This window comes from Pseudomonas sp. MF6751 (assembly GCF_016613265.1).
GTDB lineage: Bacteria > Pseudomonadota > Gammaproteobacteria > Pseudomonadales > Pseudomonadaceae > Aquipseudomonas > Aquipseudomonas fluorescens_BV.
On record NZ_JAENSV010000003.1, the window covers coordinates 36984 to 54486 of the forward strand.

Consider the following 17503-nt stretch of genomic DNA (forward strand, 5'->3'; position numbering starts at 1 on the left):
AAGAATCCCTTTAATGACTGCACAGTCTTGGCTTGAAGACCTGCACTGTAGAGCGCTTATGTTTCAGCCAAATCAGCCAAAGGAATGATTTGCAGGGGCCAGCAAATGCTAGCGTTACGCCATTACCGAGGACCTAATGAAACCCAATGTGGGAGCGGGCTTGCTCGCGAATGCGGAGTGTCAGCCGGTATATCTTTGACTGAAGCACCGCATTCGCGAGCAAGCCCGCTCCCACATCTGGATTGTGCTCACTTGAGAAAAATGATTATTTCATGCCGGTAAAGGCCAGCTTCACCCCGATGGCAATCAACACCGCGCCCATGGTCCGATCAAACCAATGACCCATCTTTGCAAACCCGGCGCGCACGCGCTGCTGGCTGAACAACATGGCCACCAGGCAAAACCACAACGCAGTCGCCACCGCCAGGTACACCCCATAACCGGCCTGCACTGCCAGCGGCGTATGCGGGTTGATCACTACGGTGAACAGCGACAGAAAGAACAGCGTGGCCTTGGGGTTCAAGCCATTGGTCACAAAACCTGCGGTAAACGCGCCGCGTGGGGTGCGCTCGCCCGCTTCACGGTGCAACTCGCCCTCGGCCGCAGGCTTGGCCGGCTGGGCGCGCAGGGCCTTGAAGCCAATGTAAAGCAGGTACGCGGCAGCGGCCCACTTCAACGCATTGAACAGCACAATGGACTGGGACACGATCAAGCCGATACCCAGCAACGAGTAACCCACATGCAGGAAAATCGCCGAACCGACGCCCAGTGCCGTCCATGTGCCGGCGCGGCGGCCGTGGGTCACGCTTTCACGCACCACAACGGCGAAATCCGGGCCGGGGCTGGCCACTGCCAACAAGTGAATCAAGGCTACGGTCAAAAACTCGGCGACGTACATGCTCACTCCATTAAGTAACTGATTATTTCATCTGATAGGCTCGGCAGATTACGCCTTCGAACCTCGTCGCAAAAGGTACAGTTGATCATGAACAATCGCCGCGCCGTCTTCCTCGACCACCCTTCGCTGGACTTGGGCGACCTCGACCTCAGCGGTTTGCATGACTGCTTCAGCCAGTTGCAGTTGTTTGAACAGACCACGCCAGAAAATGTGCGGGAGCGCTTGCAGGGCGCCCAAGTCGCCATCAGCAACAAAATCCCGCTCACCGCACAAACCCTGGCGGCCTGCCCCGAGCTCAAGCTGATCCTAGTGTCGGCCACCGGCACCAACAATATCGACCTTGAAGCGGCCCGCGCCCAGGGGATTACCGTGAGCAACTGCCAGGGTTACGGCACGCCATCGGTGGCGCAACATACGATCATGCTGTTGCTCAACCTCGCCACGCGCTTGAAGGATTACCAACAGGATGTGGCCGCTGGCAAATGGCAGCATGCCAAACAGTTTTGCCTGCTGGACCATCCGATCGTCGAACTGGAAGGCAAAACCCTCGGCCTGCTCGGCCATGGTGAATTGGGCAGTGCCGTGGCACGCCTGGCCGAAGCGTTCGGCATGCGCGTGATGCTCGGCGCGATACCTGGGCGCCCTGCCCGCGCCGACCGTGTGCCGCTGGACGAACTGCTGACCCAGGTCGATGCGCTGACCCTGCATTGCCCACTCAATGAACACACCCGCGACTTTATCGGCGCCCGTGAACTGGCCTTGCTCAAGCCCGGCGCATTTGTGGTCAATACTGCGCGCGGTGGTTTGATCAATGAACAGGCCCTGGCCGACGCGCTGCGCAGTGGTCACCTTGGCGGCGCAGCGACTGACGTGCTGAGTGTCGAGCCGCCAGTCAATGGCAACCCGCTGCTGGCTGGAGACATTCCACGCTTGATCGTCACGCCCCACAACGCCTGGGGCAGTCGCGAAGCACGGCAGCGTATCGTCGGCCAGCTTACGGAAAACGCCCAGGGCTTTTTCAACGGCGCCCCGCTGCGCGTCGTCAGTTGATAAACTGCGCCCCTTTTCAAGGAGCAGACTATGGATCCGCGCAGTGAAGTACTGCTTCGCCAGGCCGAACTTTTTCAAGGCAACCTGCTGCTGGTAGGTTTGCCTGCCGACGATTTGCTTGGGCGCCTGCCCAATGCCCACGGCTGGTGCTGGCATGCCGGTGACCAGGCGGCGCTCGATGCGCGCTTCGCCGAACGCAGCCAGTTTGGCGTGACAGTGCCCGAGCGCGCCTTTGATGCGGCGGTGATTTTCCTGCCCAAGTCCAAAGACCTCACCGACTACCTGCTCAACGCCGTGGCCGCGCGCCTGCCTGGCGCCGAGCTGTTCCTGGTCGGCGAGAAAAAGGGGGGTATCGAAAGCGCCGCCAAGCAGATGGTTCCGTTCGGCAAACCGCGCAAGCTCGATAGCGCACGGCATTGCCAACTATGGCAGGTCACTGTCGCCAACGCGCCGCAAGCCGTGGAGCTTGAGAGCCTGGCGCAGGTCTTCGACGTACCCCTGGCAGAAGGCCCGCTGAAGGTAGTGAGCTTGCCAGGTGTGTTCAGCCATGGTCGCCTGGACCGCGGCACCGAGTTGTTGCTGGAGCACTTGGACAAGCTGCCCAGCGGCAACCTACTCGATTTCGGTTGCGGCGCTGGCGTACTGGGGGCTGCGGTCAAACGCCGCTACCCGCATAACACCGTGACGATGCTGGATGTGGATGCCTTCGCCGCCGCCAGCAGCCGACTGACGCTGGCGGCGAACGGTCTGAAAGCGGACGTGTTGACCGGCGACGGAATCGACGCGGCGCCCATGGGTTTGAACGCGATTTTGAGCAACCCGCCGTTCCATGTCGGCGTGCATACCGATTATTTCGCCACGGAGAACCTGCTGCGAAAAGCAGCGAAACACCTGGCAAAAGGTGGCGAACTTCGCTTGGTTGCCAATAGCTTTCTGAAGTACCAGCCACTGATCGAAGAGCATTTGGGCATCTGCGCAATCAAGGCCGAAGGCAATGGTTTTCGCATTTACCGCGCCAAGCGCCCCTGACGGACGTTTGAAAAAGAACGCTTGCCGAATGGATTTTGCCTAGGCAGAATCCGCAGCGTCCTAGGGGAGTAGTCTCCCACGAGCCCATGCTCGTCCGGCATACGTCAACATACTTGGTCAGCAGACCATGGCGTATGCGACCCAGGAGTCCGCACAGACGGACCGGGGTTTGACAAGACCTATGACACGCACACCTTACCCGGGGCGGGAAGGCTGTACGTGTCATAGCCGTGTCGACCCGCCCCTGGAAACTACCTGATGCTGGATTCACTACTCGTTCCTACCGCAATCGTTGCCTTGGCCGAAATCGGCGACAAGACGCAACTGCTCGCACTCATCCTTGCTGCTCGCTTTCGCAAGCCCTGGCCGATCATCGCCGGCATCGTCGCCGCGACCCTGGCCAACCATGCGGCGGCTGGTGCCGTGGGCGCCTGGTTCGGGAGTTTCTTCTCGGATGCGGTGCTGCACTGGATCCTCGCCGCGAGCTTCTGCGCCACGGCGCTGTGGACCCTGGTGCCAGACAAACTCGATGATGACGAAGCCAGTACCACCCGTAAGTTCGGGCCCTTCCTGACCACCTTGATTGCGTTCTTCCTCGCCGAAATCGGTGACAAGACCCAGATCGCCACGGTGATGCTGGCGGCGCAATACCCGGAACTGTGGCTGGTGATTATCGGTACCACCCTGGGCATGTTGATTGCCAACGTGCCGGTGGTGCTGGCGGGGAATTTTGCCGCGGAGAAACTGCCGCTGACCTTGATTCGTCGCTTGGCGGCTACGGCGTTCTTCGTGCTGGCGATTATTGCGGTGTACAAGGCCATGCAGAGCAGCGGCTGGCTGTAAACCGATCACTGCGTGTAGGAGCGAGCTTGCTCGCTCCTACACGCAGTGATCAGGACTTCTTGGCCTGCTGGTAGAGCGGCATCACCTTCGGAATCGCCGCCTGCAAGGACGCGATGCGGCTGTCCGAAGCCGGGTGCGTGCTCATGAATTCCGGCGGTGCGCCTTCCGAAGCCTTGGCCATCTTGTTCCACAACGTGATGGCCGCGTTCGGGTTGTAGCCAGCGCGGGCGGCCAGCTCCAGGCCGATCAGGTCGGCTTCGTTTTCGTTGCTGCGGCTGTTGGGCAAGGTCATGCCGTAGTTGGCGACGGTATCGGCCAGTGCCAGGCTGTCCTGGCCGAGACCGAATATTGCCCCGGCGCCCTGCTTGGCCATCTGGATACCGTAGGCCTTGGACATGGCTTCGCGGCCGTGTTCACGCAGGGCGTGGGCGATTTCATGACCCATCACGGCAGCCAGCTCGTCATCGGTGAGCTTGAGGTTGTCGATCAAGCCGCTGTACACCAGGATCTTGCCGCCAGGCCCGCAGTTGGCGTTCATCTCATCGCTTTTGATCAGGTTCACGTCCCAGTTCCACTGGGCCGCATCCGCGCGGAAAGTCGGAGCCTGGGCGATCAGGCGCTTGGCAATGGCCTGCACGCGCTTGGCGTTGGCGCTGGTCTTGTCCAGCACCCCTTTGCTGCTGGCTTCACCCAGGGTCTGCTGATAAGACTGGGCATACATCTGGTCGACTTCCTGACTCGACAGCATGCTGAACATGTACTGCTTGCGCTCTACCCCAACGGCGCCGCCGCTGGTGGTATTGACCGACTGGCAACCCGCCAGCAGCATTGCTGCAACCAAACCACTTACCACCAATGACTTCTTCATGAACACGCTCCCTGAAAACATGGCGCGTATCGTAGGCGGTCATTTGTATCTGCGCCAGATACCCTGGACGTTTAACCGCTGAATTTAAGATACATCCGAACGCGGCCCGACGGGCAAAGCTCATGCCGGGGTCAGGCACTCCGGCCCATTGAGCTTCGGATCGTTGACCATATTGGCCAGCACCCGCTCGCGCAGCACGGCAGGCTCAGCCGCCAGCAGGCCCTGCAGCACATGCAGCGGTGTCTCGGGGTCGAGCCAGGCGGCCTGCCCTGCCGCGTCCAGGATCAATGGCCGTCGCTGACTTTGCGCCGCCTGGGTAACCACCGCCGTGCTCAGCCACACTTGCTCCTGCACCGGATACGCTTCCCACACTGCGGCAAAGAACAACGTGGAGCCCTCCCCCGGCGTAAGCCAGTACGGGCGCTTGCGCTGGGTGCCGCGCCACTCATAAAAGCCATTGGCGGGCAGCAGGCAACGGCGCAAGCGGAAGGCTTCACGAAACATCGGTTGTTCGGCCAGGGTTTCTGCGCGGGCGTGGGCCGGGGTGCGCGACAGGTCTGTCAGCCAGGGCGGTGTGAGGCCCCAACGGGCACGCGCCAGGGTGAGTTGGCCCTCGCTCAGGCGCTGGATCAGCACCGAATCATTCGGGGAGATGTTCCACTGGGCCTGCTGGTCGGCGGGGAAGCCGGGCAAGGCAGCAAAGGCAGGGTTCCAGCGAAACAGGGCATAACGTCCACACATGGGGCAACACGACTCTTGGGGTAAACCGACCGACAGCCTAACAGACCAATACGTCGGGGAAGCTGTCGGGTTCGTCGCCGGGCAAGGGTTGGGCGCCGATATAGGCGGTGATCAGCTCACGGGCGCAGGCGGCCTGGTCGTTGTCGACCTCCAGCCCCAGTAAGCCGAATATCGGCAATTCGCCCGTGCCGCCGAGCAAATGGCGTCCCACCAGGTGCGCATCGATGCCTTCACTGGCAAGCATCTGCTGCAGCAACTCGCCCTCCATCAGGTTTTCCGGTTCGTAGATTCGCTGCATGGGCGTACCTGTTATTCATTTTCGCTGCGGGTTTCAAGCATCCACTCTTCACCATGAACTTGCAGGTCGAACTTGATCGGCCGGCAACACACTTGGCAGTCTTCTGTATAGGTCTGGTCACCACCGGACAAATCCACCGTTGTCTCGACCTCTTCGCCACAATAAGGACAATCGTACAGCGCAGTTTCGAGCATCGCAGTCTCCCAGGTGACTTGTGCGTATAATCGCCGGTCTATTTACAGGGCTATTCTTGGCCGGCCCCTTATTCGGACCGCACCCTGACATTTCCTTTTACTTACCCTAGCCGTTTCTAACAAGAGAGCATGATGGGCGAATTCGATACCATCCGACCTTACAACGACAGCGAAGTCCCGGCAGTGCTGGCGCGCCTGTTCAGTGACAAGGCCTTTCTGGACATCCTGACCCACTTCCGCTTCCCGCGCTTTGCCGGCGCCCTGGGCTGGCTGCTCAAGCCAATGATTGCGCGCAAACTGCGCCGCGAGTTCGCTGGCGTCACCACCGTGGCCACGCTGCAAGACAAAGTTGAGTACTACGTTGACCACACCATTGACCGGGCGACCGACGGCGTGACCTATACCGGCGTCGAGCAACTGAAATCCGGCACCGCCTATCTGTTTCTGGCCAACCACCGCGACATCGTGATGGACCCGGCCTTCGTCAACTACGCCGTGTACCACGCCGGCCTGCCGACGCCGCGCATCGCCATCGGCGACAACCTGCTGCAAAAGCCGTTTGTCAGCGACCTGATGCGCCTGAACAAGAGCTTCATCGTGCACCGTTCGATTACCGGGCGAAAGGAGAAGATGGCGGCCTACAACCTGCTGTCGGCCTACATCAACCATTCGATACGCAACGACTGCCAGTCGATCTGGATTGCCCAGGCTGAAGGCCGGGCCAAGGATGGCGATGACCGTACCGAATCGGCGATCCTCAAGATGTTCCACGTCAGCCGCAAGGACGAGCCATTTGCCGAGGTCATCCAGTCGTTGAACCTGACGCCGGTGTCCATCAGCTACGAGTACGACCCCTGCGATGCCGCCAAGGCCCGCGAGCTGTATATCCGCGCCACCACCGGCACCTACACCAAGGCACCGGGCGAGGATGATGTGAGCATCGCCCTGGGCATTACCGGCTATAAAGGCCGGGTGCACGTGAACTTTGCGCCGCCGATCACCGAGCGTTTCGAAGACACCAAGCTGCTGGCGGCAGAAATGGACCGGCAGATACTGGGCGGCTATCGCTTGTTTCCGGTGCACTACCTGGCCTACGCGCAGTGGAGTGATGCCGACCCGCAATTGCAGGTGCCCAAGGCGGCGGACGTGTTCCCGGCCGATGAGCTGGCCAAGGCCAAGGCGGAATGGGAGCGGCGCTTGAACGAGTGCCCGGCGGAGCATCGGCCTTATCTGGTGGTGCAGTATGCGACGCCGGTACGCAACCAATACCGAGTCAAGGCTGGGATCCCTCTGTAAGCATCCATCCAAAATATGTGAGCAGGCTTGTGTGGGAGCGGGCAAGCCCGCTCCCACATTTGGTTTGGCAGTGGAATTATAAGCGGGTGCTGAGCCAGGAGATGGCCAGGGCCAGGCCAAGGCAGGCGAACCCGACGCGGTACGCCAGACGATGCGCCCGTTCGGTGCGTGTATCCAGAAACAGCATCGGTTGGTCGATAGCGCGCTCTTCGCTGCGCAGGGCCAGGTCGGCTATCGCACGCTGTGCATGCAGACGGGTGATGAACAACACCCAGGCGCCCGAGCAGGCAACCAACAGGGCAACAATATTGATGAGCAGTGCGGGCAGCGCCATCGCAAACCTCGGTAAATCAGTCTTCGGGTATCAGTCCAGATACACACCTGAACGACAGTCGCCTCCTGCGCCTTTAATGCTCCTTCCCCATTGACGGCTAATGTATCCAGTAATTTACGCCGTCACCTGAACGTCACCTTAACAAGCCACTCTGTTGCCCTTCGACGCTTGAGGAGCTTGTCATGTTGCATGCGCAAAACCAGGATCGGCTGTATCTGATCGCCCAGAGTGATGAACAGGAGGCGCTGATCGGCAGCCTCGCGTTCAACGTCCAGGACCGCCATTGGCTGGTGTATTGCGCCCTCGGCGGGCACCAGCATGCCGATCTGCCGGAGCTGGATCTGCTTACCGGTGTGAGCATGTTGGACTTTTATGTCGATACAGCCGCATGACAAAAACCACAGGCACAAAAAAACCGGGCTCAGCGATGAGCCCGGTTTTTTGTGAGCGGCTTATTGCGCGCTGAGCAGTTGACCGATGCTTGGGTCCTTGAACAGGCGGGTCAGGGCATCGCTGAGCACGTCGCTGACCAGCTTGGTGTTGGTTTCCTGGTTGGGCGACATGCCGAACCGCTGGTTGAGCGAGGCAGCGTAGCGGCCACTGTAGCGGCGGGTACCGGCACTGACGTCAGACTTGAAGGTAGCGCCGATGGAAGCCTCGGTCACATACAGGCCGTCTTTGGGCGACTGGTATTTCAGCTCGGCCAGGGTCACGGTCAGTTGCGGCACGCCTGGCGAGTTGGTCGGCGTAAAGCCCAGCAAACGCACAGCGGCTTCAGCCTGGGCCTGCAACTTGGGCAGCACATCCTGGCCGTTCACCGAAATCAGAGCGGTCTCAGGATACAGGCCGCCACGCGAACCCAGGGTTGGCGACGGACGACCGTCAACCACGCGTACCGACACCGGCTGGCCATGGCCTACCGCCGCCAACTGCGCGGTGACTTTAGGTTGCGGGCTGAGTTGTTGCGGGCTGTTGGCGCAGCCGACAAGGGTCAAACTGGTCACAGTGATCAAACCGAACAACAGGCGTTGCAACATACGCATTTCTCCAGGACTAGGTGCAGACAGGACGCCAGTATAACGGTGCACGCGCACCACTCACCAGCGATCCTGAACGGCGGCTGAAGCCCCTGCGCAAATTACAAATTCGCATAAATTCGTCACCCCAGTGTCATGCCACACTGGCAACCTTCAAGCATGTAACACACTAGGTACACAGCCATGCGCCTTCTCAAGACCCTGTTCATGTCACACACCCGCCATCGTCACTTTGCCTTGCTTGATGCCCACGGACATTGCCTGGCCTTCAAGCAGTGCAGCCTGCCGCCCGTCGGTGAAGGCTGGGTGGAAGTGACCGAGACTCACCTGGGCTGGATGCACCGCCCACTGCCGGCCAGCGCCCGGGTCAGCCCAAAGGTTTTTCGCCCACGACACCGGCAAGCGTTGGCCTCCTGACCAGGCCCCTAATAAAAGTCATAAAACACGCCCATTTCGCTGACGTTCTTCGCTACAATCTCCCCCCGATTATAAGGACGTCTCCTGATCGGGCCTCGCAGCATCGTTAATGCCCAGGCATTAGCCCCAAAATCGCCCACAGAGAGCCGCCCACACAGATCGAGTGAAGCTGGCGTGCTTGCTGTTTCCTTTGCAAACCACCCCGTCTTTTATCGAATCTGCCAGAGCTGCCATTGCGCTCGGCCACTTGAGTTGTTTGCCCGTTTTGCCGCGTGTCGGCAGAGGTTTACGGGCCAGGTGCCAGGCTGGGGCAGCCCTTTTTTGAGGTTCACGTCTTCAAAAGAGCGTGAAAAAACGGGTTTTCACAACTTCACAAGAGTGTGGCGAGCAAATGAATAGTTTGGCGTTTGTACAAGCACCATCAGCGTCTGGGTCAGCCCAATTACACAGGATCGAGCCTTCCTCAAAAACCGGAGCTTGAGCCTGTCCGCTACGGATTGGTTGCACGAATCGCACGCTTTGACCATAAGTCGAATTGCCACAGGCGCCCATGAATGCGTTCATAGGCAGATTAGCCCGGCAGGAAGCGTGTGCTGAAGTTGCAAAGAATTGCGAATCGGACATGGCGATCCTGGCCATGGGTAACCTGGGGCAACACGTGAACCGCCCCGTCACTCCTGGCAGTCATGCCGTCAATTTGGTGCTGCAGATTTTGGAGACGCGTTAAATGGCGCATAACGAAGCAGTCGACGTAGTACTGGTAGGGGCCGGCATCATGAGTGCCACCCTGGCCGTACTGCTCAAAGAGCTCGACCCCGGCCTCACGCTGGAAGTCGTTGAGCTGATGGATTCGGGTGCCGCGGAGAGTTCCAACCCGTGGAACAACGCCGGTACCGGCCACGCCGGGCTGTGTGAGCTGAACTACACGCCGCAGGCCGCCGATGGCTCCATCGACATCAAGAAAGCCGTGCACATCAACACCCAGTTCGAGGTGTCGAAGCAGTTCTGGGCCTATCTGACCAAAAAGGGCACCTTTGGCTCGTCCAGGTCGTTCATCAGCCCGGTGCCGCACCTGAGCTTCGTGCAGGGCGACAAAGGCGTGTCCTTCCTCAAGAAGCGCTTTGAGACCCTCAGCCAGCACCACGCGTTTTCGGACATGCACTACACCGAAGACCGCAGCGAAATGGCCGAGTGGATGCCGCTGATGATGCCGGGCCGCCCGCTCGATGAAAAAATCGCCGCCACCCGTGTGATGAACGGCACAGACGTCAACTTTGGCGCCCTGACCAATCAGTTGCTCAGCCACCTGACCAGCTCGCCGGACGCCCAGGTCAAGTACTGCAAACGCGTGACCGGCCTCAAGCGCAACGGCGCGGGCTGGACCGTGAGCATCAAGGACGTGAACAGCGGTAACAGCCGCGACGTCGATGCCAAGTTCGTATTCCTCGGCGCTGGCGGTGCGGCGCTGCCATTGCTGCAGGCCTCGGGCATCGAAGAGAGCAAAGGCTTCGGCGGCTTCCCGGTGAGCGGCCAGTGGCTGCGTTGCGACAACCCGGAAGTGGTCAAGCAGCACCAGGCCAAGGTCTACAGCCAGGCTGCCGTGGGCTCGCCGCCGATGTCCGTGCCGCACCTGGACACCCGCGTAGTGGATGGCAAGAAATCCCTGCTGTTCGGGCCATACGCCGGTTTCACCACCAAGTTCCTCAAACACGGCTCGTTCCTTGACCTGCCGATGTCGATTCGCGCCGGCAACATCGGCCCGATGCTGGCCGTGGCCCGCGACAACATGGACCTGACCAAGTACCTGGTCAGCGAAGTGCGCCAGTCCATGGAACAGCGCCTGGAATCCCTGCGTCGCTTCTACCCCGAGGCGAAAGCCGAAGACTGGCGCCTGGAAGTGGCCGGCCAGCGCGTGCAAATCATCAAGAAAGATCCGAAGAAAGGCGGCGTGCTGCAGTTCGGCACCGAACTGGTTGCTGCCAAGGATGGTTCGCTTGCAGCGCTGCTGGGCGCGTCTCCTGGTGCTTCGGTCACCGTCTCGATCATGCTGGAGCTGATCGAGCGCTGCTTCCCGCAGAAAGCCGCCGGTGAATGGGCCACCAAGCTGCACGAGATCTTCCCGGCGCGCGAGAAAGTGCTGGAGACGGACGCCGAGCTGTATCGCAAGATCAACACACAGAACAACATCAGCCTGGAGCTGGTGGAACCTGTAGGAGCGAGCTCGCTCGCGAAAAACGTCAACGATAACGCGGCGCAAGTGGATTAACGCGCCGCTCTCAGGTTCTTCGCGAGCAAGCTCGCTCCTACCGTTAAAAGCAAAACGCCCCGGACTCTGAAGCCGGGGCGTTTTTTTTGGCTCGGATAATCAGCCGCGGGCGTTGTCGATCAGTTCGATGTACTCGGCGGCGTTGCGCTGGTCCTTGATCAGGTCGACAAAGGTCTGCCCATGCTCGTCCTTGCCGTCCAGGTCCAGGCCTGCTTCTTTGAAAAAGCCCAGGAAACGCTCGAAGTCGTCGATACGCAGACCACGGTAAGCCTTGATCAGTTTGTGCAGAGACGGCGAAGTTGCATCAACCGGCTCGAAGTCCAGGAACAACTTGATCTGGTCGTCACCGATTTCGTCGCCAATCACCTGTTTCTTATCTTTACGCATTACCGACTCCAGCCTGCAGACATTTACACGGGGTTTGAAGTCTACCTGCGCGACGCAGTATGTGGGAGGGGCTTGCCCTAATACCTGTAATTGGATGGACTCGCCCAAGCCGAGGCGTCTATGCGCCACGGCTTGGGCGAGTCCATCCAATTACAAACAGACGCCACCTGCCACATTTGGATTTCAGTGTTCAATCGAACTGAGCAAGCATCCAGCGGTGATACTCCGCCATCCCCACCTCGCCTTCACGAGGCGCCCAGCTTGCCAGTTCGCCATCGCCGACAGGACGGTAAGGGCCTGCTTTGCATTCAAACATGATGCTGTCTGGCTCCAGCACCACCAGGCCATGAAAAACGCCCGGCGAAAGGTCTACGCCCTGGCACTCTCCGCCGGCTTGCAACACACGCTTGCTGAGCAGTTCGCCGGTCTCGCTGAAAATCAGGATTCCCAGGCGCCCCTTGAGCACCAGCAAGGTCTCAGCCTTATCGGCGCTCATATGACGATGAGGCTGCACATAGGTGCTGGGCTGCAAGCCGACCGCCATGCGATGACATGGCTCTTGCATCTCATGGAAGTTGACGTTCTGACGCCCACGGGGGTTGGCGGCCGCTTTCTCGGCCAATTCGGCAAACAGAGTCTGATCAAGAAAGCGGGCCATCAATCACATTCCTTTAACGGCAAAGATGCCATTGGCGTTACGCCAGTAGCCTTTGTAGTCCATGCCATAACCAAAAATATAGCGGTCGACGCACGGCAGCCCCACAAAATCGGCTTTCAGTTCAGGACGGGCTTTGCGATCGTGGTCTTTATCGATCAGTACAGCGGTGTGCACTTTGCGCGCACCGGCATGTTTGCAGAAGTCGATGATCGCACCCAAAGTGTGACCCTCATCGAGAATGTCATCGATGATCAGCACATCGCGGTCAATGAACGACACTTCCGGCTTGGCCTTCCAGAACAAGTCGCCGCCGCTGGTTTCGTTGCGATAACGGGTGGCGTGCAGGTATGAGGCTTCCAGCGGGAATTGCAGGTGGGTAAGCAATTTACCGGCGAAGATCAGACCACCGTTCATCACGCAGAAGACCACCGGGTTGGTGTCGGCCATTTCGCGAGTGATGTGCTCGCCGACCTTGGCGATTGCTGCTTCGACCTGCGCTTCGGTGTACAGGCAGTCAGCCTCGTGCATGATTTGACGGATATGCTCGAGATCAGCAGACATGGCGCTCTCCAAGGGGGTGCTGTGGCAAGAAAAGCGGGCGAAGGTACGCTTCTCGTGCGCTCCAATCAAGCCTTTATGGACTAACGTACTTGATGTCTATAGGACAACACCCTCGGATAGATTAATCTAGGCCGGTTTTTTTGCCCGCCGCCGGAGCCTTTCCTATGCCCACTCGCGAGATCCGCCACCCGCTGATCCGACACAAACTCGGCCTTATGCGCCGTGCCGACATTAGCACGAAGAACTTCCGTGAGCTTGCTCAGGAAGTCGGAGCGCTGCTCACTTACGAAGCCACCAAGGATTTGCCCCTGGAAACCTACGAGATCCCCGGTTGGGCCGGTCCCGTACAAGTGGAGAAAATCGCCGGTAAGAAAATTACCGTGGTACCGATCCTGCGCGCCGGTATCGGCATGCTTGAAGGTGTGCTCAGCCTGATTCCGGGCGCCAAGGTCAGCGCCGTGGGCGTGGCCCGCAATGAAGAAACGCTGCAGGCCCACACCTACCTGGAAAAACTCGTCCCGGAAATCAACGAGCGCCTGGCCATGATCATCGACCCGATGCTCGCCACAGGCAGTTCCATGGTCGCCACCATCGACCTGCTGAAAAAAGCCGGTTGCCGGGACATCCGCGCCATGGTGCTGGTGGCCGCGCCCGAAGGCATCGCCGCCGTCGAGAAGGCCCATCCGGATGTACAGATCTACACCGCATCCATCGATGAGCGCCTGAATGAACACGGCTACATCATCCCGGGCCTGGGCGATGCCGGTGACAAGATCTTCGGCACCAAGCAGAAGGACGCGTGAACATGCAGGATGAATTCAACGACCCGCTTTGGCGCCAGATCCTGTCTGGCGCACAAATGCTCTTCGTAGCATTTGGCGCGTTGGTGTTGATGCCGCTGATCACAGGTCTTGATCCAAACGTCGCGCTGTTTACCGCAGGCCTTGGCACGTTGCTATTCCAGGTGGTGACAGGGCGGCAGGTGCCGGTATTTTTGGCATCGAGCTTCGCGTTCATCACCCCGATCATTCTCGCCAAGGGCCAGTTCGGCCTCGCAGCGACCATGGGCGGGGTGATGGCAGCAGGTTTCGTCTATACGTTCCTGGGCCTGGCCGTGAAGGTCAAGGGCACCGGTTTTATCGACCGGCTGCTGCCGCCCGTGGTGATCGGCCCGGTGATTATCTCGATCGGCCTGGCCATGGCGCCGATTGCCGCCAACATGGCCATGGGCAAGTCCGGCGACGGTGCAGAGCTGATCCACTACCAGACGGCGATGCTGATTTCGATGCCAGCGCTGCTCACCACCTTAATCGTGGCGGTGTTCGGCAAGGGCATTTTCCGCCTGGTGCCGATCATTTCCGGGGTGCTGGTGGGTTTTGCCATGTCGTTCTATTTTGGCGTGGTCGACACGGCGAAAATCGCCGCTGCGCCGTGGTTCGCCCTGCCCCACTTCACCGCGCCGGAGTTCAACTGGCAGGCCATCCTGTTTATCGTCCCGGTAGCACTGGCCCCGGCGATCGAGCACATCGGTGGTGTGATTGCGGTAGGCAGCGTGACCGGCCGCGATTACCTGAAAAAGCCTGGCCTGCATCGCACGCTGCTGGGTGACGGTATCGCCACCACGGCTGCCGGCATGTTTGGCGGCCCGCCAAACACCACCTACGCCGAAGTGACCGGCGCCGTGATGTTGACCAAGAACTACAACCCGAAAATCATGACCTGGGCGGCAGTGTTTGCCATCAGCCTGGCATTCATCGGCAAGTTTGGCGCGCTGCTGCAGAGCATCCCGGTGCCGGTGATGGGCGGGATTCTGTGCCTGCTGTTCGGCTCGATTGCCGCGGTGGGGATGAACACGCTGATTCGCCACAAGATCGACCTGGGCGAGGCGCGCAACCTGGTGATTGTGTCGGTAACGCTGGTGTTCGGGATTGGCGGTGTGCTGGTCGGTACCGGCACCGGCCCGGATGATTTCGGCCTCAAGGGCATCGCCCTGTGTGCGGTGGTGGCGATTGGTTTGAATTTGCTGCTGCCGGGCAATGATGGCTGGAAGAACAAGAAGCCGGATGAGCCGTTGATCTAAGCCTTCCAGTTTTCTGGTGTAGCTGATGGCCTCATCGCGGGCAAGCCCGGCTCCCACAGGGCAATGCAGTTTCCTGTGGGAGCCGGGCTTGCCCGCGATGAGGCCCTTACAGCCTGTAAAGAATTAGAGCTCGCCGAGCCCGTCGATCAGCGCCTGGTTCTGCTCCGGCGTCCCGATGCTGATGCGCAGGTACTGAGCAATCCGCTCCTGCTTGAAGTGCCGCACGATCACCCCTTGCTCACGCAACTTGGCGGCCAGCCCTGCAGCGTCATGCTGCGGGTGACGCGCAAAGATGAAATTCGCCGCCGACGGCAATACCTCAAACCCCTTGCCCTGCAATTGCGCGACGACCTGGTTGCGGCTGTCGATCACCCACTGGCAGGTTTTCTCGAAATATTCACGGTCGTCAAACGCGGCCGCCGCGCCAACAATCGCCAACCGATCCAACGGGTAGGAGTTGAAGCTATTCTTGACCCGCTCCAGCGCTTCGATCAGGTCTGGGTGGCCCACGGCCAGGCCCACACGCAAACCGGCCAGTGAGCGCGATTTGGAGAGAGTCTGTGTCACCAGCAGGTTTGGGTAACGGTCGACCAGGCTGATGGCAGTTTCGCCACCGAAGTCGATATAGGCTTCATCGACCACCACCACCGAATCCGGGCTGGCCTTGAGGATCTGCTCCACCGCGTCCAGCGCCAGTACGCACCCGGTGGGCGCGTTAGGGTTGGGGAAGATGATCCCGCCGTTGGGCCTGGCATAGTCAGCGGCCCGAATCTGGAACTGTTCGTCCAGTGGCACCGCGTCGAACGTGATGCCGTACAGGCCGCAGTACACCGGGTAGAAGCTGTAGCTGATATCCGGGAACAGCAGCGGCAGATCGTGCTGGAACAGACCATGGAAGATGTGCGCCAAGACTTCGTCGGAACCGTTGCCGAGGAACACCTTGCCGGCATCGATCCCGTAATACCTAGCCACGGCCTGCTTGAGCAGGTCGCTGTTGGGGTCCGGGTACAGGCGCAAGTTGTCATTCAACTCGGCCTGCATTGCCGCCAGCGCCTTGGGCGATGGGCCGTAGGGGTTTTCGTTGGTGTTGAGCTTGACCAGCTTGGTCAGCTTCGGTTGCTCACCGGGTACGTAAGGCACCAGGTCCTTGACGAAAGGGCTCCAGAATTTGCTCATGCCTTACTCTCCCTTGACGATGCGGTATTCAGCGCTGCGTGCGTGCGCGCTGAGGGATTCACCACGGGCCAGCACCGAGGCGGTCTTGCCCAGTTCGGAAGCGCCTTGTGGCGAGCAGAAGATAATCGACGAGCGCTTCTGGAAGTCGTACACCCCCAGCGGCGACGAGAAACGCGCAGTACCAGAGGTTGGCAACACGTGATTGGGGCCGGCGCAATAGTCGCCCAGGGCTTCGCTGGTGTGACGGCCCATGAAGATCGCCCCAGCGTGACGGATCGATGGCAACCAGGCCTGTGGGTCCGCTACGGACAGCTCAAGGTGCTCCGGTGCGATGCGATTGGCCACTTCAATGGCCTGCTCCATGTCACGCACCAGAATCAGCGCACCACGGCCGTTGATCGACTTCTCGATAATCTCGGCACGCTCCATGGTCGGCAGCAGCTTATTGATGCTGGCGGCGACCTTGTCGAGGAACTCGGCATCGGGGCTGACCAGGATCGCCTGGGCGTCTTCATCGTGCTCCGCCTGGGAGAACAGGTCCATGGCGATCCAGTCCGGGTCGGTCTGGCCGTCACACACCACGAGGATTTCGGAAGGACCGGCGATCATGTCGATACCGACCTGGCCAAACACATGGCGCTTGGCAGTCGCGACGTAGATATTGCCGGGGCCGACCACTTTGTCGACCTTCGGCACGCTTTCGGTGCCATAAGCCAGCGCTGCGACGGCCTGGGCGCCACCGATGGTGAACACACGGTCCACACCGGCGATGCAGGCGGCAGCCAGCACCAGCTCGTTGATTTCGCCACGCGGGGTCGGCACCACCATGACCACTTCGGTCACACCTGCGACTTTGGCCGGGATCGCATTCATCAACACCGACGATGGATACGACGCCTTACCGCCCGGCACGTACAGACCGGCGCGGTCCAGTGGCGTGACCTTCTGGCCCAGCACAGTGCCGTCGGCCTCGGTGTAGCTCCAGGAGTCCTGCTTCTGCTTTTCGTGATAGCTGCGTACCCGCGCCGCAGCGACTTCGAGGGCTTCGCGCTGCGGTGCGGTGATGCGCGTCAGCGCCAGCTCCAGGCGTTCACGCGGCAGGATCAGGTCAGCCATGGACTGCACGTCCAGGCCGTCGAACTGGCGGGTGAAGTCCACCAGCGCTGCATCACCGCGCTCACGCACGGCCTTGATGATGTCGAGCACCCGCTGGTTGACCGAGTCGTCAGACACGCTTTCCCAGCTCAGCAGATGATCCAGATGATGGGCGAAATCCGGGTCGGCAGCGTTGAGTCGGGCAATTGCAGTGGACGTGGTCATAGCGAGGGCCTCAATAGAATTGGCAAAAACTCAGGCGCCCTAAACTAGCA

At 60.1% G+C, this 17503-nt stretch carries 21 protein-coding genes and 1 riboswitch; of the genes, 9 read left to right on the top strand and 12 right to left on the bottom strand.

Annotation, left to right across the window (positions count from 1 at the left end; genetic code table 11):
• Positions 1-265: 265 nt before the first annotated feature.
• The gene (locus JJD66_RS03585) at positions 266-898 is read right to left on the bottom strand and encodes a LysE family translocator (protein ID WP_200647596.1); all 633 of its coding nucleotides are present in this window, start codon (positions 896-898) and stop codon (positions 266-268) included.
• An 84-nt stretch (positions 899-982) separates the two neighbouring features.
• Between JJD66_RS03585 and JJD66_RS03590 the strand changes: the two genes are divergently transcribed.
• From JJD66_RS03590 to JJD66_RS03600, 3 genes are all read left to right on the top strand, one after another.
• On the top strand, positions 983-1948 hold the full coding sequence (locus tag JJD66_RS03590) for a 2-hydroxyacid dehydrogenase (protein WP_197901435.1): 966 nt from the start codon (positions 983-985) through the stop codon (positions 1946-1948).
• Between the two features lie 30 nt (positions 1949-1978).
• Positions 1979-2977: a class I SAM-dependent methyltransferase gene (locus tag JJD66_RS03595; protein WP_200647597.1), complete on the top strand. Its 999-nt coding sequence runs from the start codon at positions 1979-1981 to the stop codon at positions 2975-2977.
• Positions 2978-3027: 50 nt separating this feature from the next.
• Positions 3028-3148, top strand: a riboswitch (yybP-ykoY riboswitch).
• Between the two features lie 87 nt (positions 3149-3235).
• Complete coding sequence (locus JJD66_RS03600) at positions 3236-3820, top strand: TMEM165/GDT1 family protein (RefSeq protein WP_014716954.1); 585 nt, start codon at positions 3236-3238, stop codon at positions 3818-3820.
• A 49-nt stretch (positions 3821-3869) separates the two neighbouring features.
• Here JJD66_RS03600 and JJD66_RS03605 read toward each other — a convergent pair whose 3' ends face one another.
• The 4 genes from JJD66_RS03605 to JJD66_RS03620 form a co-directional block, all read right to left on the bottom strand.
• Positions 3870-4688: a M48 family metallopeptidase gene (locus JJD66_RS03605; RefSeq protein WP_014716953.1), complete on the bottom strand. Its 819-nt coding sequence runs from the start codon at positions 4686-4688 to the stop codon at positions 3870-3872.
• A gap of 120 nt (positions 4689-4808) precedes the next feature.
• Positions 4809-5429, bottom strand: coding sequence for an SOS response-associated peptidase (locus JJD66_RS03610; protein WP_198715675.1), 621 nt, complete (start codon positions 5427-5429; stop codon positions 4809-4811).
• A 37-nt stretch (positions 5430-5466) separates the two neighbouring features.
• Positions 5467-5727, bottom strand: coding sequence for a putative signal transducing protein (locus tag JJD66_RS03615; protein ID WP_105225794.1), 261 nt, complete (start codon positions 5725-5727; stop codon positions 5467-5469).
• Between the two features lie 11 nt (positions 5728-5738).
• Positions 5739-5921, bottom strand: a complete 183-nt coding sequence (locus JJD66_RS03620) for a CPXCG motif-containing cysteine-rich protein (protein ID WP_200647598.1) — start codon at positions 5919-5921, stop codon at positions 5739-5741.
• 132 nt (positions 5922-6053) lie between these two features.
• Here JJD66_RS03620 and JJD66_RS03625 point away from each other — a divergent pair, with 132 nt between their 5' ends.
• Entirely contained in the window at positions 6054-7217 is a 1164-nt protein-coding gene (locus JJD66_RS03625) for a 1-acyl-sn-glycerol-3-phosphate acyltransferase (protein WP_169918829.1), read from the top strand.
• Between the two features lie 76 nt (positions 7218-7293).
• Here JJD66_RS03625 and JJD66_RS03630 read toward each other — a convergent pair whose 3' ends face one another.
• Complete coding sequence (locus tag JJD66_RS03630; RefSeq protein ID WP_034126322.1) at positions 7294-7551, bottom strand: hypothetical protein; 258 nt, start codon at positions 7549-7551, stop codon at positions 7294-7296.
• A 182-nt stretch (positions 7552-7733) separates the two neighbouring features.
• Between JJD66_RS03630 and JJD66_RS03635 the strand changes: the two genes are divergently transcribed.
• Positions 7734-7943: a hypothetical protein gene (locus JJD66_RS03635; RefSeq protein ID WP_105225792.1), complete on the top strand. Its 210-nt coding sequence runs from the start codon at positions 7734-7736 to the stop codon at positions 7941-7943.
• Between the two features lie 60 nt (positions 7944-8003).
• Here JJD66_RS03635 and JJD66_RS03640 read toward each other — a convergent pair whose 3' ends face one another.
• On the bottom strand, positions 8004-8588 hold the full coding sequence (locus tag JJD66_RS03640) for a YajG family lipoprotein (RefSeq protein ID WP_034126321.1): 585 nt from the start codon (positions 8586-8588) through the stop codon (positions 8004-8006).
• A gap of 183 nt (positions 8589-8771) precedes the next feature.
• Here JJD66_RS03640 and JJD66_RS03645 point away from each other — a divergent pair, with 183 nt between their 5' ends.
• Both JJD66_RS03645 and mqo read left to right on the top strand, forming a co-directional pair.
• The gene (locus JJD66_RS03645) at positions 8772-9005 is read left to right on the top strand and encodes a hypothetical protein (protein WP_105225791.1); all 234 of its coding nucleotides are present in this window, start codon (positions 8772-8774) and stop codon (positions 9003-9005) included.
• A gap of 727 nt (positions 9006-9732) precedes the next feature.
• On the top strand, positions 9733-11271 hold the full coding sequence (gene mqo / locus JJD66_RS03650; protein WP_034126319.1) for a malate dehydrogenase (quinone): 1539 nt from the start codon (positions 9733-9735) through the stop codon (positions 11269-11271).
• 99 nt (positions 11272-11370) lie between these two features.
• On the opposite strand, the gene JJD66_RS03655 is transcribed toward mqo, so the two are convergent.
• The 3 genes from JJD66_RS03655 to JJD66_RS03665 form a co-directional block, all read right to left on the bottom strand.
• Positions 11371-11658, bottom strand: coding sequence for a PA4642 family protein (locus JJD66_RS03655; protein ID WP_003188614.1), 288 nt, complete (start codon positions 11656-11658; stop codon positions 11371-11373).
• A 190-nt stretch (positions 11659-11848) separates the two neighbouring features.
• Complete coding sequence (locus JJD66_RS03660; RefSeq protein ID WP_198708260.1) at positions 11849-12316, bottom strand: WbuC family cupin fold metalloprotein; 468 nt, start codon at positions 12314-12316, stop codon at positions 11849-11851.
• A 3-nt stretch (positions 12317-12319) separates the two neighbouring features.
• Positions 12320-12877 (bottom strand): hypoxanthine-guanine phosphoribosyltransferase, encoded by a 558-nt coding sequence (locus tag JJD66_RS03665; protein ID WP_005784869.1) that lies wholly within the window; start codon positions 12875-12877, stop codon positions 12320-12322.
• A 164-nt stretch (positions 12878-13041) separates the two neighbouring features.
• On the opposite strand from JJD66_RS03665, the gene upp reads away from it, so the two are divergent.
• On the top strand, positions 13042-13680 hold the full coding sequence (gene upp / locus JJD66_RS03670; protein WP_003188608.1) for a uracil phosphoribosyltransferase: 639 nt from the start codon (positions 13042-13044) through the stop codon (positions 13678-13680).
• Between the two features lie 2 nt (positions 13681-13682).
• Positions 13683-14957: a uracil-xanthine permease family protein gene (locus tag JJD66_RS03675; RefSeq protein ID WP_057701581.1), complete on the top strand. Its 1275-nt coding sequence runs from the start codon at positions 13683-13685 to the stop codon at positions 14955-14957.
• A gap of 123 nt (positions 14958-15080) precedes the next feature.
• Here JJD66_RS03675 and hisC read toward each other — a convergent pair whose 3' ends face one another.
• Positions 15081-16133 (bottom strand): histidinol-phosphate transaminase, encoded by a 1053-nt coding sequence (hisC, locus tag JJD66_RS03680; RefSeq protein WP_200647599.1) that lies wholly within the window; start codon positions 16131-16133, stop codon positions 15081-15083.
• 3 nt (positions 16134-16136) lie between these two features.
• Positions 16137-17453 carry a histidinol dehydrogenase gene (hisD, locus tag JJD66_RS03685; protein WP_054919317.1) on the bottom strand — a complete coding sequence of 439 codons (1317 nt, stop codon included), beginning with the start codon at positions 17451-17453 and terminating at the stop codon, positions 16137-16139.
• Between the last annotated feature and the right edge of the window lie 50 nt (positions 17454-17503).

Coding starts and splice junctions, on each gene's coding strand:
- JJD66_RS03585 (WP_200647596.1), bottom strand. CDS start 898: ATGTACGTCGCCGAGTTTTTGACCGTAGCCTTGATTCACTTGTTGGCA.
- JJD66_RS03595 (WP_200647597.1), top strand. CDS start 1,979: ATGGATCCGCGCAGTGAAGTACTGCTTCGCCAGGCCGAACTTTTTCAA.
- JJD66_RS03600 (WP_014716954.1), top strand. CDS start 3,236: ATGCTGGATTCACTACTCGTTCCTACCGCAATCGTTGCCTTGGCCGAA.
- JJD66_RS03605 (WP_014716953.1), bottom strand. CDS start 4,688: ATGAAGAAGTCATTGGTGGTAAGTGGTTTGGTTGCAGCAATGCTGCTG.
- JJD66_RS03610 (WP_198715675.1), bottom strand. CDS start 5,429: ATGTGTGGACGTTATGCCCTGTTTCGCTGGAACCCTGCCTTTGCTGCC.
- JJD66_RS03615 (WP_105225794.1), bottom strand. CDS start 5,727: ATGCAGCGAATCTACGAACCGGAAAACCTGATGGAGGGCGAGTTGCTG.
- JJD66_RS03620 (WP_200647598.1), bottom strand. CDS start 5,921: ATGCTCGAAACTGCGCTGTACGATTGTCCTTATTGTGGCGAAGAGGTC.
- JJD66_RS03625 (WP_169918829.1), top strand. CDS start 6,054: ATGGGCGAATTCGATACCATCCGACCTTACAACGACAGCGAAGTCCCG.
- JJD66_RS03630 (WP_034126322.1), bottom strand. CDS start 7,551: ATGGCGCTGCCCGCACTGCTCATCAATATTGTTGCCCTGTTGGTTGCC.
- JJD66_RS03635 (WP_105225792.1), top strand. CDS start 7,734: ATGTTGCATGCGCAAAACCAGGATCGGCTGTATCTGATCGCCCAGAGT.
- JJD66_RS03640 (WP_034126321.1), bottom strand. CDS start 8,588: ATGTTGCAACGCCTGTTGTTCGGTTTGATCACTGTGACCAGTTTGACC.
- JJD66_RS03645 (WP_105225791.1), top strand. CDS start 8,772: ATGCGCCTTCTCAAGACCCTGTTCATGTCACACACCCGCCATCGTCAC.
- mqo (WP_034126319.1), top strand. CDS start 9,733: ATGGCGCATAACGAAGCAGTCGACGTAGTACTGGTAGGGGCCGGCATC.
- JJD66_RS03655 (WP_003188614.1), bottom strand. CDS start 11,658: ATGCGTAAAGATAAGAAACAGGTGATTGGCGACGAAATCGGTGACGAC.
- JJD66_RS03660 (WP_198708260.1), bottom strand. CDS start 12,316: ATGGCCCGCTTTCTTGATCAGACTCTGTTTGCCGAATTGGCCGAGAAA.
- JJD66_RS03665 (WP_005784869.1), bottom strand. CDS start 12,877: ATGTCTGCTGATCTCGAGCATATCCGTCAAATCATGCACGAGGCTGAC.
- upp (WP_003188608.1), top strand. CDS start 13,042: ATGCCCACTCGCGAGATCCGCCACCCGCTGATCCGACACAAACTCGGC.
- JJD66_RS03675 (WP_057701581.1), top strand. CDS start 13,683: ATGCAGGATGAATTCAACGACCCGCTTTGGCGCCAGATCCTGTCTGGC.
- hisC (WP_200647599.1), bottom strand. CDS start 16,133: ATGAGCAAATTCTGGAGCCCTTTCGTCAAGGACCTGGTGCCTTACGTA.
- hisD (WP_054919317.1), bottom strand. CDS start 17,453: ATGACCACGTCCACTGCAATTGCCCGACTCAACGCTGCCGACCCGGAT.